Annotated in this window: 12 protein-coding genes; 10 read left to right on the top strand and 2 right to left on the bottom strand. The window is 68.8% G+C overall.

Annotated features, from left to right (window positions below):
- The first annotated feature begins 98 nt into the window (after nt 1–98).
- The 6 genes from WFQ67_RS17035 to WFQ67_RS17010 are packed head-to-tail and all read left to right on the top strand — an operon-like array spanning nt 99 to nt 7,094.
- Nucleotides 99–1,136 (top strand): branched-chain amino acid ABC transporter permease, encoded by a 1,038-nt coding sequence (locus WFQ67_RS17035; protein ID WP_213630135.1) that lies wholly within the window; start codon nt 99–101, stop codon nt 1,134–1,136.
- Nucleotides 1,133–2,935: a branched-chain amino acid ABC transporter ATP-binding protein/permease gene (locus tag WFQ67_RS17030; protein ID WP_337057640.1), complete on the top strand. Its 1,803-nt coding sequence runs from the start codon at nt 1,133–1,135 to the stop codon at nt 2,933–2,935. Before WFQ67_RS17035 ends, WFQ67_RS17030 begins: the two co-directional genes overlap by 4 nt.
- 5 nt (nt 2,936–2,940) lie before the next feature.
- Nucleotides 2,941–3,726, top strand: a complete 786-nt coding sequence (locus WFQ67_RS17025) for an ABC transporter ATP-binding protein (RefSeq protein WP_442969600.1) — start codon at nt 2,941–2,943, stop codon at nt 3,724–3,726.
- 49 nt (nt 3,727–3,775) lie between these two features.
- Complete coding sequence (locus WFQ67_RS17020) at nt 3,776–4,756, top strand: ketopantoate reductase family protein (protein ID WP_337057636.1); 981 nt, start codon at nt 3,776–3,778, stop codon at nt 4,754–4,756.
- Nucleotides 4,757–4,770: 14 nt separating this feature from the next.
- A complete protein-coding gene (locus WFQ67_RS17015; protein ID WP_213630129.1) occupies nt 4,771–5,535 on the top strand; it encodes a class II aldolase/adducin family protein in 765 nt (254 codons plus the stop codon).
- 2 nt (nt 5,536–5,537) lie between these two features.
- Complete coding sequence (locus WFQ67_RS17010) at nt 5,538–7,094, top strand: methyl-accepting chemotaxis protein (RefSeq protein ID WP_213630128.1); 1,557 nt, start codon at nt 5,538–5,540, stop codon at nt 7,092–7,094.
- A 118-nt stretch (nt 7,095–7,212) separates the two neighbouring features.
- Here WFQ67_RS17010 and WFQ67_RS17005 read toward each other — a convergent pair whose 3' ends face one another.
- Complete coding sequence (locus WFQ67_RS17005; protein WP_337057633.1) at nt 7,213–8,265, bottom strand: AraC family transcriptional regulator; 1,053 nt, start codon at nt 8,263–8,265, stop codon at nt 7,213–7,215.
- Nucleotides 8,266–8,519: 254 nt separating this feature from the next.
- On the opposite strand from WFQ67_RS17005, the gene WFQ67_RS17000 reads away from it, so the two are divergent.
- The 4 genes from WFQ67_RS17000 (at nt 8,520) to WFQ67_RS16985 (ending at nt 12,041) form a co-directional block, all read left to right on the top strand.
- On the top strand, nt 8,520–9,863 hold the full coding sequence (locus WFQ67_RS17000; RefSeq protein WP_337057632.1) for a spinster family MFS transporter: 1,344 nt from the start codon (nt 8,520–8,522) through the stop codon (nt 9,861–9,863).
- A gap of 171 nt (nt 9,864–10,034) precedes the next feature.
- Nucleotides 10,035–10,511 carry a MarR family winged helix-turn-helix transcriptional regulator gene (locus tag WFQ67_RS16995; protein ID WP_021217341.1) on the top strand — a complete coding sequence of 159 codons (477 nt, stop codon included), beginning with the start codon at nt 10,035–10,037 and terminating at the stop codon, nt 10,509–10,511.
- A gap of 94 nt (nt 10,512–10,605) precedes the next feature.
- Entirely contained in the window at nt 10,606–11,349 is a 744-nt protein-coding gene (locus WFQ67_RS16990) for a hypothetical protein (RefSeq protein WP_213630124.1), read from the top strand.
- Nucleotides 11,350–11,468: 119 nt separating this feature from the next.
- Nucleotides 11,469–12,041: a hypothetical protein gene (locus WFQ67_RS16985; protein WP_337057629.1), complete on the top strand. Its 573-nt coding sequence runs from the start codon at nt 11,469–11,471 to the stop codon at nt 12,039–12,041.
- Nucleotides 12,042–12,173: 132 nt separating this feature from the next.
- On the opposite strand, the gene pvdQ is transcribed toward WFQ67_RS16985, so the two are convergent.
- On the bottom strand, nt 12,174–14,435 hold the full coding sequence (pvdQ, locus tag WFQ67_RS16980) for a bifunctional acylase PvdQ (protein WP_442969599.1): 2,262 nt from the start codon (nt 14,433–14,435) through the stop codon (nt 12,174–12,176).

Below are 14,435 nucleotides of genomic sequence, written 5' to 3'. Positions count from 1 at the left end.
GCCGACGCCGAAAGGTGGATGGAAAAAGCGTCATCCACCCTACGCCCCGGTCATGCCGCACACACGTACGCCCCCATACCGCAACAAGAGTTCCCACCATGAATTTCCAGATAGCCATGCTGCTCGGCCAGGACGGCATCACCAACGGCGCGATCTACGCGCTGCTGGCCCTGTCGATCCTGCTGGTCTTCACCGTCACGCGCATCCTGCTGATCCCCCAGGGCGAGTTCGTCACCTATGGCGCGCTGACCATGGCCACCCTGCAGGCCGGCCACCCCACCGCACTGGTCTGGCTGCTGCTGGGCCTGACCCTGGTCGACTGCGCGCTGGACCTGTACGACGCCGCGCGCTCCAGCCACGCCTTCCGCTTCCCCAGGCGCATCCTCGCCAAGCTCGCCTACGCCCTGGCCATGGTCGCGGCCATCCGCCTGCTGCCGCTGGCCGAGCTGCCCATGGCGGTGCAGGCGCTGCTGACCCTGGCCCTGGTGGTGCCCCTGGGCCCGCAGATCTACCGCCTGGTGTTCCAGCCCATCGCCTCGGCCAGCTCCCTGGTGCTGCTGATCGTCTCCATCGCCGTGCACGTGGCCATGGTCGGCATCGCCCTGCTGCTGTTCGGCCCGGAAGGCGCGCGCACCGCGCCCTTCTCCGAAGCCGGCCTGGAGCTAGGCCCGGTGACCTTCAACAGCCAGACGCTGTGGGTGATAGCCGTCTCCCTGGGGCTGATCATCGGCCTGTTCCTGTTCTTCGAACGCAGCCTCTACGGCAAGGCCCTGCGCGCCACCGCGGTCAACCGCATGGGCGCACGGCTGATGGGCATCTCGCCGAGCCTGGCGGGCAAGGCCACCTTCCTCCTCGCCACCTTCATCGGTGCGCTGTCGGGCATCCTCATCGCGCCCATCACCACGCTGTACTTCGACTCCGGCTTCATCATCAGCCTCAAGGGCTTCGTCGGCGCCATCATCGGCGGCCTGGCGAGCTACCCGGTGGCCGCCCTGGGCGCGCTCTCGGTGGGGCTGATCGAAGCCTTCTCGATGTTCTGGGCCAGCACCTACAAGGAGATCATCGTCTTCACCCTGATCATCCCCTTCCTGCTCTGGCGCTCGTTCACCCGTCGTCACGTGGAGGAAGAGGAATGAAACCCCGCTACCTGATCCTCGGCCTCGTCGTCCTGCTCGGCATCGCGCCGCTGGCGTTGCCGCCGTTCTACGTCACCCTGCTCAACTACATCGGTCTCTACACCCTGGTGGTGCTGGGCCTGGTCCTGCTCACCGGCGTCGGTGGCATGACCAGCTTCGGCCAGGCGGCCTTCGTCGGCCTCGGTGCCTACACCACCGCCTACCTGACCACCGCCGAGCAGTTGCCGGCCTGGCTCGCCTGGGCCAGCGCATCGCCCTGGCTGACGCTGCTGGTGGGCGTGGCCATCACCGCCCTGGTGGCCCTGCTGCTGGGCGCGCTGACGCTCAAGCTCTCGGGCCACTACCTGCCCCTGGGCACCATTGCCTGGGGCCTGTCGCTGTACTACCTGTTCGGCACGGTGGAATCCCTGGGCGGCCACACCGGCGTCAGCGGGTTGCCGTCGATCTCGCTGTTCGGCGTGCTGCTCGACAAGGGCGAGAAGGTCTTCTACCTGATCTGGGTGGTGCTCCTGCTGGCCATGCTGATCACCCAGAACCTGCTGGATTCCCGCGAGGGCCGCGCCATCCGCGCGCTCAAGGGCGGCCAGCTGATGGCCGAATCCATGGGCGTCGACACCTTCCGCTCCAAGCTGGTGATCTTCCTCATCTCGGCGGTGTTCGCGGCGGTGTCCGGCTGGCTCTACGCCCATACCCAGCGCTTCGTGAACCCCACGCCCTTCGGCCTCAACATGGGCATCGACTACCTGTTCATGGCGCTGATCGGCGGCGTCGGCAGCGTCTGGGGCGCCCTGCTCGGCAGCGGCATCCTCACCCTGCTCAAGCAATGGCTGCAGGACCTGCTGCCGCACCTGCTGGGTAGCACCGGCAACTACGAGACCATCGTCTTCGGCCTGCTCATCGTGCTGCTGATGCAGCGCGCACCGGGTGGCCTGTGGCCGCTGCTGGTGCGCCTGGCGCCCAGTCGCCTGCGTGCCCGCCAGCGCCTGCCGGCGGCCGAAGCCCCCGCCCGCGAGCTGCCGCAACGGCAGCGCCCGGCCCACGGCGAGGTGATCCTCGAAGCGCGCCATGTCACCCGGCGCTTCGGCGGCCTGGTGGCCAACAACGACATGAGCCTGGAGGTGCGCGCCGGCGAGATCCTCGCCCTGATCGGCCCCAACGGCGCCGGCAAGAGCACCCTGTTCAACCAGCTCTCCGGCGTCGACACCCCCAGCAGCGGCGACGTGCTGTTCATGGGCAGGCGCATCAACGGCCTGGCCTCGCGCCGTGTCGCCGGCATGGGCATGAGCCGCACCTTCCAGCACGTGAAACTGCTGCCCGGCATGAGCGTGCTGGAGAACGTCGCCATCGGTGCCCACCTGCGCGGCGGCAAGGGCGTGCTGGCCTCGGCCCTGCGCCTGGACCGCGCAGAGGAAGCCGACCTGCTCGCCGAGGCACGGCGCCAGCTGGAACGCGTCGGCCTGGGCGCCTACCTGCATGAAGAGGCCGGCAGCCTCGCGCTCGGCCAGCAGCGCATCCTCGAGATCGCCCGCGCGCTGTGCGCCGACCCCTGCCTGCTGCTGCTCGACGAGCCCGCCGCCGGCCTGCGCCACAAGGAGAAGGAGGCCCTCGGCCTGCTCCTCAGCCGCCTGCGCAGCGAAGGCATGGCCATCCTCCTGGTGGAGCACGACATGGACTTCGTCATGGGCCTGGTGGACCGCGTGGTGGTGATGGAATTCGGCCAGCGCATCGCCCAGGGCCTGCCCGACGACGTGCAGAAGAACCCCGCCGTGCTGGAAGCCTATCTCGGAGGCGCAGAGTGATGAACATGCAGATCGAACCCCTCAAGAGCGTGGAAAACCAGGTGGCCGACGCCGTGCTGGAGGTCAGCGACCTGTGCGTCGCCTACGGCAAGGTGGAAGCCCTGTCCAACGCCAGCCTGCGGGTCGGCCAGGGGCAGATCGTCACCGTCATCGGCCCCAACGGCGCCGGCAAGACCACCCTGCTCTCGGCCATCATGGGCGTGCTCGGCTCCCGTGGCCGGGTCGAGTTCGATGGCAGCCTGGAAGCGGTGCCGGAGGTGGAGACCCTGGTCTCACGCGGCCTCGGCCTGGTGCCGGAGAAGCGCGAGCTGTTCACCAGCATGAGCGTGGCCGACAACCTGCTGCTGGGCGCATTCCAGCGTCACCGCCGGGGCGACCGCAGCCACGCCGCCACCCTGGCCGAGGTCTACGAGCTGTTCCCGCGCCTGTGGGAACGTCGCGACCAGCTGGCCGCCACCCTCTCCGGCGGCGAGCGGCAGATGCTCGCCGTGGGCCGCGCGCTGATGGCCAAGCCCAAGCTGCTGATGCTCGACGAACCCAGCCTGGGCCTGGCGCCGCTGATCACCCGCGAGATCTTCCGCATCATCACCGCGCTGCGCCAGCAGGGAGTCTCCATCCTGCTGGTGGAGCAGAACGCGCGTGCGGCACTGCGCGTGGCGGACTATGCCTACGTACTGGAAACCGGGCGCATCGCCATGCAGGGCCCCGCCGCCCAGCTGGCCGATGACCCGCGCGTGATCGAGGCCTACCTCGGCCTCGCCAGCAAGCATCAGGACATGCTTGCCGGTTGACCCGTGCCCGCCCGGCGATCCCGGGCGGGCCACTCGATGGAGCGACCCCATGAAGCAACCTCCCCTGCGTATCTGCATCGCCGGTGCCGGCGCCATCGGCTGCACCCTCGCCGCCCGTTTCGCCGCCAGCGGCCAGCGGGTCAGCGTGCTGGCCCGAGGCGAGACCCTGGACGCGATCCGCCGCGACGGCATCCGCCTGCACGACCTCGACGGCACGCACCAGGTGCGCGTCGACGCCAGTGACGATGCCGCCGAACTGGGCCCCCAGGACCTGGTGTTCCTCTGCACCAAGGCCCCGGCGCTGGCCACGCTGCTGCCACGGATCGCGCCGTTGCTGGATGAAGAGACGAGCGTGGTGCCGGTGGTCAACGGCGTGCCCTGGTGGTACTTCCACGGCCTGCCCGGGCGCTTCGCCGGGCGCCGCATCACGGCCGTGGACCCGGACGGCGCGCTGCTGGCGGCCCTCGATCCGGCGCGGCTGATCGGCTGCGTGGTGTTCATCACCGCGCAGTGCCCGGCGCCCGGCGTGGCCGAGTCCGGCAACCCGCACCTGATGATCGTCGGCGAGCCGGACAACCGCCTGACGCCCCGCCTGGAACGCCTGCGCTCGGTGATCGCCGACGCCGGCATCGAAGCCCGCGCCAGCGAACGTATCCGCGACCCGCTGTGGACCAAGATCATCGCCAACCTCACCTCCAACCCGTTGTCCGTGGTCAGCGGCGCCACCCTGGAGCAGCTCTACAGCCAGCCCGGCCTGCGCGAGCTGGCCCGCGCCACGCTGCACGAGGCGCTGCTGGTGGCCGCCGGCCACGGCGCACGGGTCGACATCGACCCGCAGACCTTCCTCGAGCTCGGCGCCGGCATGGGCGCGGTACGCACCTCGATGCTGCAGGACCACGACAAGGGCCGCCCGCTGGAGCTGGCCGCCATCGGCGACGCCGTGCTGGAACTGGCCGAACTGCTCGACCTGCCCATGCCCATCACCCGCCACCTCATCGCCCTGGCGCGCTTCCGCAGCGCCAGCCACTGAACAAGGAGATTTCCATGAACGCCATCGCCGTCACCCAGCCCCAGCATTGCAGCGACGAGGAATGGGCCCTGCGCGTGCAGCTCGCCCACTGCTACCACCTGGTGGATTTCTTCGGCTGGACCGAAACCATCTTCAACCACATCTCCGCGCGCCTGCCGGGGCCCGCGCACCACTACCTGGTCAACCCCTTCGGCCTCAACTACCGCGAGGTGACCCCGGCCAACCTGCTCAAGGTCGACCTCGACGGCCACAAGCTGGAAGACTCGCCCTACGACGCCAACCCCGCCGGCTTCGCCCTGCACAGCGCGGTGCACGGCGCCCGCGACGACATCCACTGCCTGATCCACACCCACACCACGCCCATCTCCGCCGTGGTGCAGAAGAAGGCCGGCTTCGGCCACCACGACTTCTACGGCGCGCAACTGTACGGCCGCATCGGCTACCACACCTTCGAGGGCATCACCCTGTTCGACGACGAGAAGGCGCGGATGATCCAGAGCCTCGGCGACAAGCACATCCTGGTGCTGCGCAACCACGGCATCGCGGTGGGCGAAAGCAGCATCGCCAAGGCCTTCTTCCTGCTCTGGACGGTGCAGCGCGCGGCAGAGATCCAGTGCGCGGCCGGCGCCCTCGGCGGCGAGGACAACCCGCTACCCGAAGCCGTCAGCCAGAAGTGCGCCGACCTCACCGCCATGCTGATCCGCGAGAGCGGCTTCGCGGTGAAGTTCTTCGACGCCATGGTGCGCAAGATGCAGGCCGAACGCGGCGCGGGCTGGTGAGCATGGGCGCCTCCCTCGCCACCCTGCCCGCCTTCGTCGAGCCGCCCATTTCGCGGCTCGCCCCGGACGGCCGCCTGCTGGCCTGCAACGACGCGTACCTGGCGCTCTCCGGCTACCGCCGCGAAGAGCTGCTGAACCAGAGCTTCGAGCTGATCAACCACCCGCAGATGCCCGCACCAGTGATCGAGCGCATGTGGCGCACACTGCGCGCCGGCACGCCCTGGAGCGGCCCGCTGATGGGCCGCACCCGGGACGGCGCGAGCTTCTGGAGCCAGCTCTACGTGGTGCCGCTGTTCGATGGCGGCGAGCTGGTGGCCCTGGGCACCGTCTACCACCCCATCGACGCGGCGCAGAGCCGCCGCGCCGAGGCCCTCTACGCGCGCCTGCGCCAGGGCCGCGCCCCGCTGCCGCTGGCCAGCCGCGTGCACCAGTGGCTGGCCGGCCAGGGCCTCGGCCTCGCGCTGGCCCTGCTGCTGGGTGGCGCCACCCTCGGCGCTCATGTCGCGCCGGCACTGGGCGGCCTGGCCCTGGCGCTGCTGTTCGGCGCCGCCTGGCAACGGCGGGCGGCCCAGCGCCGCGACCTGCAACGCGCCCTCGGCGGCCACGCCCAGGTTTACAGCGACACGCTGCTGGCACCGATCTACTGCAGTGCATCCGGCGGCAGCGGCCTGTTCGAGATGGCGCTCAACAGCCAGAAGCTGCGCATGCGCACGGTCATGGCACGGATCAGCATCAACGGCGAGATCCTCCGCGCCCGCAGCGAGGAGTCCGCGCAACTGGTGGCCAGCGGCGCCGAGCAACTCGACCGCCAGTTGCAGGAAGCCGAGCAGTCGGCGGCGGCCATCCACGAGATGAGCGCCACCATCCAGGCGCTGTCGCGCAATCTGCAGGACGCCGCCCAGGCCACCGCCCAGGTCGACCAGTTGGCCCACGACGGGGAGCGCCTGGCCGAGCAGAGCCAGGCCTCGATGCAGGGCATGCGCGCGTCGGTGGCGGACATCGATCTGGCCGTGGGCCGGCTGGCGGAGTCCATCGAGTCCATCAGCGGCATCGCCACGGTGATCCAGAGCATCGCCGAGCAGACCAACCTGCTGGCGCTGAACGCGGCGATCGAGGCGGCGCGGGCCGGGGAATCGGGGCGCGGTTTCGCCGTGGTCGCCGACGAAGTGCGCACCCTCGCCTCGCGCACCCGCGACTCCACGGGGCAGATCCAGCACTCCATCCAGCGCCTGCGCGACGGCAGCGCCGAGGCCCTGGCCACCGCGCGCCGTGGCGAGCTGGCGGCGCAGCAGTCCGGGCAGGACGTGGAGCAGGTGCGCCAGGCGCTGCGCCGCATCTGCGGGGAAGTCGGGCAGATCAGCGGCATGAGCCTGCAGATGGCGGCCGCCATCGAGCAACAGGGTCAGGTCGCCGAGGAGGTCAACCGGCAGATCGCGCAGATCGCCGGGCTGGCCGAATGCAGCGCCGGCCAGGCCCAGCGCAACAGCCAGATCGGCCAGGAGCTGCACCAGTTGGCCAACTCCCAGCTGGACCTGGCCCAGCGCTTTCTCGACGGCTGAGTCGTGCCTGATGCTTCCGCCCCTTCAAGGGAGCGAAAGCCGTGCAGCCATCCCGCGTTTCGCCCGTAGGGTGTGCTGCGCGCACCTGCCCCTCACCGGACGCACCGAGCGGCGGTGCTCACCAGCCGCTGCGCAGGGTCTCCGAAGGCAGGCAGCCGTACTGGCGGCGGTAGTGGGTGGCGAAGTGGCCGAAGCTGCTGACACCGTGGCGCAGGAGGATGTCGGTGACGCTGTCGCCGGCACCCGCCCGCTGCAAGGCCTCGTGCACCCGCGCCAGCCGCCGGCTGCGCACGTAGTCGGTGGGCGACTGCTGGAGGAAGTGGGCGAAGCCGTTCTGCAAGGTGCGGATGGAGACGCCGGAGAGCTCGGCCAGGGTGGCCAGGGCGATGGGTTCGTCCAGGTGTTCCTCGATGTAGTCGCGGGCCCGGCGCACGTGCACCGGCATCGGCTGGCGACGGTCCTCGCAGAGCGCTGCGGAGTAGTTGTGCGGCAACTGCGTCAGCAGCACCGAAAGCAGGTAGTCCGAGAGGCCGCTGCCCAGGGTCGGTGCCAGGTCCGTGGCCATCGGCCCCTGGTGCAGGCGGCAGATGTAGTCCAGCGTCTCGCGCACCACCGCCATCCCCGGGTGCACCGGCGCCACCTGGATATCGAACAGCAACGGCTGCTTCAGCGGCCGCTCCAGCAAGCGTTGCAGCTGGCGCTCCAGGGCATCGCGCTCGACCCGCAGGATGAGGTTGCGGCAGTCCTCGTCGATACGGATCAAGCTGCGCTCGGAGGGCGAGGAGACGGTCAGGCTGCCCTGCTGCATCGCCACGCTCTGGCGGCCCAGGGTGAGGGTGCCGGAGCCCTGCAGGGTGACGCGCACCAGGTAGTAGCTGGCGATGTCGCCGGCATCGATCTCCACCCGTGCGCCGTAATGCAGGTCGAACAGCGCGGAGCTGCCGAAGAACACGCCGTAGAGCATCGAGTTCAGCGCCTCGCTGCGCTGCATGTGCATCCGGTGCGGCCACAGGTAGTGGCTGACCTTGTCACGGATCTCGCCGATCCCGGCGGTCGGGTTCAACAGACGGTGTCGCTGGAGAAGGGGTGCGTCGTCGAGCATGCTGGTGGCCCCGCTGTCGCTGCGGCGCGCCCACTGCAGGCGCCGCGAAATGGTGGAAATGGAAAGCAATTTCCACGCCACGCAAAGCAAATCTGCGCAGCCGGAACAGCGGCTGCGCCTGGGGCATAGAGGCCGGGGGAACAAGCGCATAAAAAGACGGTACGGGGCCCCGCGACGACGGGTTCCGCGACTTGGCGATGCATGAAAACAAGAAAGGGCGCACCCGGGCGAGGCGCATCGGTAACGCAGGCGTCACCGATCTACCCCCACCCATTCGACGCTGCCGCAGACCTCATCACCACCGCCTCGAGGGGCCGAACCGAATGACCAGCCAGACACCCACCGACACCACCCGCAAGCGTTACGTCTACGAGTGGTACGTCGTCGCCATCTGCATGGTGGCCTACATCTTCTCCTTCGTTGACCGGCAGATCCTCGCGCTGATGATCGAGCCGATCAAACACGACCTGCAGCTCTCCGACACCCAGTTCAGCCTGCTCCACGGGCTGGCCTTCTCGCTGTTCTATGCCTTCATGGGCATGCCCATCGCGCTGCTCGCCGACCGCTTCTCGCGGCCCCGGATCATCGCCATCGGCGTCGCCTTCTGGAGCCTCGCCACCGCCGTCTGCGGGCTGAGCAGGAACTTCACCCAGATGTTCCTCGCGCGCATCGGCGTCGGCATCGGCGAGGCGGCGCTGTCACCGGCCACCTATTCGATGCTCAGCGACATGTTCCCGCGCGAGAAGCTCGGCCGCGCCGTGGCCATCTACTCCATCGGCTCCTTCATCGGCGGTGGCGTGGCCTTCCTCATCGGCGGCTACGTGATCGACCTGCTGAAGAACCTCGACAGCGTGACCGTGCCGCTGCTGGGCAGCATGCGCCCGTGGCAGGTGACCTTCTTCCTGGTCGGCCTGCCGGGGCTGCTGGTCGCCCTGCTGATCGCCACCACCGTGCGCGACCCGGCGCGCAAGGGCCTCAAGCTCGATGCCAACGGCCAGGTGCACAAGCCCAGCCTGGGCCAGGCCTTCGCCTTCCTCGGCCACCACCGGCAGACCTTCACCTGCCACTACCTGGGCTTCTCCTTCTATGCCATGACGCTGTTCTGCATGCTCAGCTGGACCCCGGCCTTCTACATGCGCAACTTCGGCCTGGCGCCGAGCCAGGCCGGCTACATCCTCGGGCTGATCGTGCTGCTGGCCAACACCAGCGGCGTGCTCTGCGGCGGCTGGCTGATCGACTGGCTGGCCAGGCGCGGCCATGCCGACGCGCCGATCCGCGCCGGGGTGATCGGCGCCATCGGCATGGCGGTGCCCGCGGTTGCCTTCACCCAGGTGGGCGAGCTGTGGCTGTCCCTGGCGCTGCTGGTGCCGGCGATGTTCTTCGCCTCCTTCCCCATGCCCGCCTCCACCGCGGCCATGCAGATCCTCCCGCCCAACCAGATGCGCGCCCAGGTCTCGGCGCTGTTCCTGCTCATCTCCAACCTCATCGGCCTGGGCCTGGGCACCACCCTGGTGGCGCTGCTCACCGACCGCCTGTTCCAGTCGCCGGCGCTGGTCGGCCACTCGGTCTCCCTGCTCAACCTGGCTGCCGTGGTGCTGACCCTGGCCCTGCTGGGCAAGGGCTGCGGGCACTTCCGCCGCAGCCTCGCGCGCGAGGGGATCGCCTGACGCCCCGCCCCACCCTCGCGGCGGCGCAGCCCGCCGCGAGCCCACCGCCAAGGCCCCCGGCCTCCCCGCCGAACCTGACCTGCATCAAGGCAATGGCGAGCGCCTGTCGACAGCCCGCGTGCAACCCCCTATAAATCACCCCCACCACACCCGCAGCAGCACGCAGTCACCATGACCACCCCGAAGAAACGCCAGAGCCGCTACAACCCCGCCAGCGACAACTTCCGCAAGGAAGACTTCCCCTTCTACTGGCTGGCACGGGTGCATGGCCGCTATTCCATGGCCATGGAGAAGGCGCTGAAGAAGATCGACATGGACATCCCGCGCTGGCGCATCCTGTTCATCCTCAAGGAGAACGGCGAGTCGAGCATCTCGGAAATCTCCGAGCACGCCATCGCCAAGCTCTCCACCGTCACCAAGATCGTCTACCGCATGAAGGCCGATGGCCTGGTGGACACCAATCCCTGCAGCAACGACGGCCGTGTCACCCAGGTCTCCATCACCGAGGCCGGCCGCCGCACCGCCGAACAGATCCAGGTCACCACCGCGCACATCTTCACCAACAGTTTCAAGGACCTCAGCGAAGCGCAGATCACCAAACTCAACGGCACGCTGGAGAAGATCTTCAACAACCTGCCGGAGGATTGAGACCCGCACAGCGTCCGCTGCACAGTCTGTCGACATTCTCGGCAAGCGCCCCCGGGCCGTTGTCTGCCGTCCACCAGGAAGGAGGAACGCTTCAATGGCCAAACGCATACTCTTCGTGCCCTTCGTCATGCCCGACGCCAATAACTTCCGGGACAACCGGGGCGAGCCCGGGACCCGGCCGGGGCTTTCATACACCAGCAAGAACAACAGCTGGATCAACAGCTATCAGGGAAAGAGATCCTCCGTGCTCGATGGCGAATGCCACGACATCTATCAGCTCTGGTACTGCCCTGGCTCCACGGGAAGCCCGATGCTGAGGGGCCTCGGCGAGGACGACCAGGTCTACATCCGGGGCCACTCGGTGGCCGGCATGAGAGGCATCTTCGACAACTGCACCCTCGATGAAAAAGGCAATCGGCTCAACGTGCAGCGGATCCTCGATAAGTCCAATCACTTGCTCAAGGTAACGGATGAGAACTACGCCGGCAGCCGCGCCAGGTACTTCGTCCTCAACGCCGACGAGGTGGCGCTGCGGTTGCAGGAAATGGGCCTGCCGAAGGGTTTCGCCGGCACCATCAAGTGCTACAACTGCCACAGCGCGGAGGGCGTTCAGAACTTCAGCCAATCACTGACGGATGAGCTCTACGACCTCGGCTACACCGCATGCAAGGTCTACGGCTATACCGGCGCGCTCAGCTCGATGTACGAGAACGCCCACAAGGAGAGCCTGCACGAACACCGGACCGTACGAGCCAGCGCCAATCGCGTGCGTATCTACCCGACGGCGCAGGCCGCCAGCTCATCCGGTGCACCGGGCGCCTCCAGCCCCGGGCAGTGACCCACGCTGCGAACCCCGCCCCAGACACGTCGGCCTTCCATCCGGGCGCCTTTCCAATCACCGATCCGTTGCTAACCTTGCTGCGCATCCGATCAATCGCAGCAAGGAACCGGACTCCGATGAAAAAGCGCTACACCCTCGACCAGGACGTGATCTGCCACATCTTCAAATCCGGCAAGCACACCAACAATCTGTCCGAGCCCAACGACGGCGCGGGCGGGCATGCGACCCACGACATCAAGAGCAAAATCACCGAGTACACCATCCTCGCCGTGCCCCAGGCAAAACAGGGCGAGCTGGCAGGCTGGGCGGGCGAGACGCTGTCCGAGCGCATCCTCTGCCCCTATCCCCACGTCGCCACCTTCAAGATCGGCACCCAGTCGTACAACAGCAAGTCGATGTTCCCCGGCACGGGCACCAAGGCCGAACTGATCAAGACCATCGAGCGCGCGCTCACCAGCGGCACCTCGGCGCACACCTACAACGGCTCGGCCAAGGTGAACGCGGCCAGTGGCAGAGCCTGGGTCGCGCCGGCGGACTTCAAGCGGCCGCTGTCGGACATGACGACGGAGAATGGCGACTACGTGGTCGGTCGCGCCAATGGCCTGCGCATCAAGGGCCAGAAGAAAGGCGCCGGTGGCGCCGGCCTGACCTCGGCCTTCCCCGACACCACCGGGTTCTACTGGGGCTGAGCCACTCCAATCCCGAGGGTGGACCACGCTTCAGCGGTCCACCTCCCGCGCTTCCCTGCAGCTCCGCCGGTGGAGGTAAAAAGCGAACTCCACCCTACGCCCTGTCAATCACGGCGTTGCAGGGAGCACCGCTCACCTCACCCGCAGCACCTTGCGCTCCAGCTCCGGGTCGGCCTCGATCTCGGCGTTGGTGAAGGGCAGCTTCTGCCATTGCTGGCGGGCGAAGAGTTCGGTCTGGTCGCTGTGGTGCGGCGAGCCGGCTTCGCTGGATTGGGAGAAGGCCAGCAGCCCGCGCGCCTGGGGCCCGTTGTCGTCGAAGGTCACCAGCTGCAGGTAGCTGGTGCCGCTGACCACTTCCAGGTGGTCGCCCTGCAACTCGCTCTGCATGGCGTTGTAGACGCCGAAGTGGCCGTCGCCGCCGGGTACGCCGATGGCGCCCGCGCGCTGGATGTCGCCCCAGCGGGCCTCTTCGGGGATACCGGCCCTGGCCACTTCCTCGCCAGCCGCGACCAGCGCCTGGATCACCTCGCCTCGCGCCGCCGGGTTCAGCCCGCGCGGGGTGACGGTCGGGCGCTGCGGATCGAAGGGCTCGCGCCAGCCATTGCCGATCCCGGCGAAGGCCTGCATGAAGTGCTGGAAATGCAGGAAGCCGATACCACTTTCGAGGTTGGCCTTGCCATCCCAGGCCGCCAGCGCCTTGCAGGGTGCGGCCAGCCCGGCGTTGCCCGCCTCGGCCTTGCACAACGCCAGCAGTTCGGGCAGCAGGCCGGTGGCCAGCCCCACTTCATTGTCGGTGACCAGCGCCTGGAGGACGTCGGCGCCGAGCGGTGCGTCGCCCTGCAGGCGGCCGAGGGCGAAGCGCGCACGCGGCGACAGCTCGCGGCCTTCACGGCTGACCAGCGGCGAGTAGCCGGCGAGCGGGCTGGCGGGGTTGCTCAGCCAGGCGCTGTCGTTGGAGTTCTGCACGAAGTCCTCGCGCTGCAGCACCGGCAGCTGCGCCGCCGGGGTGATGCCGGGCTGGGCGGCGCCGGCATCGGGGGTCCACTCGCAGGCACTGCGGTTGCCCTGCAAGGCGGGCAGGCCTTCGGCGGCCAGCTGCGGGATCACGCATTCGGCCAGTTGCCCGGGCAGCAGGTGCGGCACCACGGACTGGTTCATGTACAACGCCTTGCCGCTGGCGTCGGCGGCCAGGGTGTTGACCCAGGGGATGCCCTGGATCTTCGTCACCGCGGCGCGCAGAGCGTCGAGGTCACGGGCCTGGTTGATCGCGTACCACTGCTGCAGCACGCGGGTGTTGCCAAGGTTGGCGTCCTTCAGCGCCCAGGCTTCGCCGGCGGTCCACTCCAGCTTGCCCGGCCAGTCGAGCAACGGGCCGAAGCGCGATTCGTAGAGGTCGTGGCTGCGCACCGAGAGGGTGCCGTCGGCATTGCGCACCTGCACCTGCAGGCGGGTCTTGTTCAGCGTCTCGGTGCGGCCGTCGACGCGGTAACGGGTCGGGTCGCCGGGGTCGAGTTCCAGGCGGTAGAGGGTGAAGTGCGCGGAGGTGTCGACGGTGTGGGTCCAGGCCAGCTGCCGGCCGAAGCCGATGTTGACCACCGGCAGGCCGGGCAGCGCCGCCCCCATCACGTCGAGCTTGCCGGGAATGGTCAGGTGCAGCTGCCAGAAGCGCAGCGCGCCGCTCCAGGGAAAGTGCGGGTTGGCCAGCAGCATGCCGCGTCCGTTGGCACTGCGCTTGCCGCCCACGGCCACGGCATTGCTGCCACGCTCCAGGCGGAAACCCTCGGTGCGTACGGCAGTGTAGCCGGCGTCCAGCCGCGCCTGGCGCACACCGGGCGGGGCAGCACCGACCAGCGCCTCGGCGAACTGCCCGGCGCCGCCTTCCACCAGTAGGCGCCGGGTCAGGCGCAGCAGGTCGTCGGCATCGATGGGGCGCAGCCAACCCTCGCCCAGGCAAGGGGTGGTGCGTGCATCGGCTTCCTGCAGGTAGTGGTTGAAGCCGGCGGCGTAGCCGTCCAGCAGCTGGGCCACCTCACGCGTCTGCGCCTGGCGGAAGGCGGCGACCGAGGCCGGCTGGTTGAGCCAGGCGAAGAAGAAGTCGGACGGCAGGTTGTCGAGGTGGGCAGAGGACTGGCCCTGCTCGCCGAACCAGCGGGAGCGCTCGCCCCGGGCGGTGACGATCTCCTCGGCCAGCAGGCAGGCGTTGTCGCGGGCATAGGCGTAGCCGATGCCATAGCCGAGGCCGCGTTCGTCCGCCGCCTGGATGTGCGGGACGCCGTGGGCGGTCCAGCGGATGAGGGTGTCTCGCGGCGTGGCGGCCGGAGCAGCGGCCAGAACGGAAAAGGCCGGGCACAGCAACAACGCTGCGACACCGGCGGCAAGGCTGCGCATGGGCAT

This window comes from Pseudomonas sp. USHLN015 (assembly GCF_037153275.1).
GTDB lineage: Bacteria > Pseudomonadota > Gammaproteobacteria > Pseudomonadales > Pseudomonadaceae > Metapseudomonas > Metapseudomonas tohonis.
The sequence above is the reverse complement of the archived record's forward strand: the minus strand, read 5'-3'. Positions and strand labels throughout refer to the sequence as shown.

Excerpts from the sequence above, each read along its gene's own strand:
- WFQ67_RS17035 (WP_213630135.1), top strand. The coding sequence starts at position 99 with ATGAATTTCCAGATAGCCATGCTGCTCGGCCAGGACGGCATCACCAAC.
- WFQ67_RS17030 (WP_337057640.1), top strand. The coding sequence starts at position 1,133 with ATGAAACCCCGCTACCTGATCCTCGGCCTCGTCGTCCTGCTCGGCATC.
- WFQ67_RS17025 (WP_442969600.1), top strand. The coding sequence starts at position 2,941 with ATGCAGATCGAACCCCTCAAGAGCGTGGAAAACCAGGTGGCCGACGCC.
- WFQ67_RS17020 (WP_337057636.1), top strand. The coding sequence starts at position 3,776 with ATGAAGCAACCTCCCCTGCGTATCTGCATCGCCGGTGCCGGCGCCATC.
- WFQ67_RS17015 (WP_213630129.1), top strand. The coding sequence starts at position 4,771 with ATGAACGCCATCGCCGTCACCCAGCCCCAGCATTGCAGCGACGAGGAA.
- WFQ67_RS17010 (WP_213630128.1), top strand. The coding sequence starts at position 5,538 with ATGGGCGCCTCCCTCGCCACCCTGCCCGCCTTCGTCGAGCCGCCCATT.
- WFQ67_RS17000 (WP_337057632.1), top strand. The coding sequence starts at position 8,520 with ATGACCAGCCAGACACCCACCGACACCACCCGCAAGCGTTACGTCTAC.
- WFQ67_RS16995 (WP_021217341.1), top strand. The coding sequence starts at position 10,035 with ATGACCACCCCGAAGAAACGCCAGAGCCGCTACAACCCCGCCAGCGAC.
- WFQ67_RS16990 (WP_213630124.1), top strand. The coding sequence starts at position 10,606 with ATGGCCAAACGCATACTCTTCGTGCCCTTCGTCATGCCCGACGCCAAT.
- WFQ67_RS16985 (WP_337057629.1), top strand. The coding sequence starts at position 11,469 with ATGAAAAAGCGCTACACCCTCGACCAGGACGTGATCTGCCACATCTTC.
- pvdQ (WP_442969599.1), bottom strand. The coding sequence starts at position 14,435 with ATGCCCATGCGCAGCCTTGCCGCCGGTGTCGCAGCGTTGTTGCTGTGC.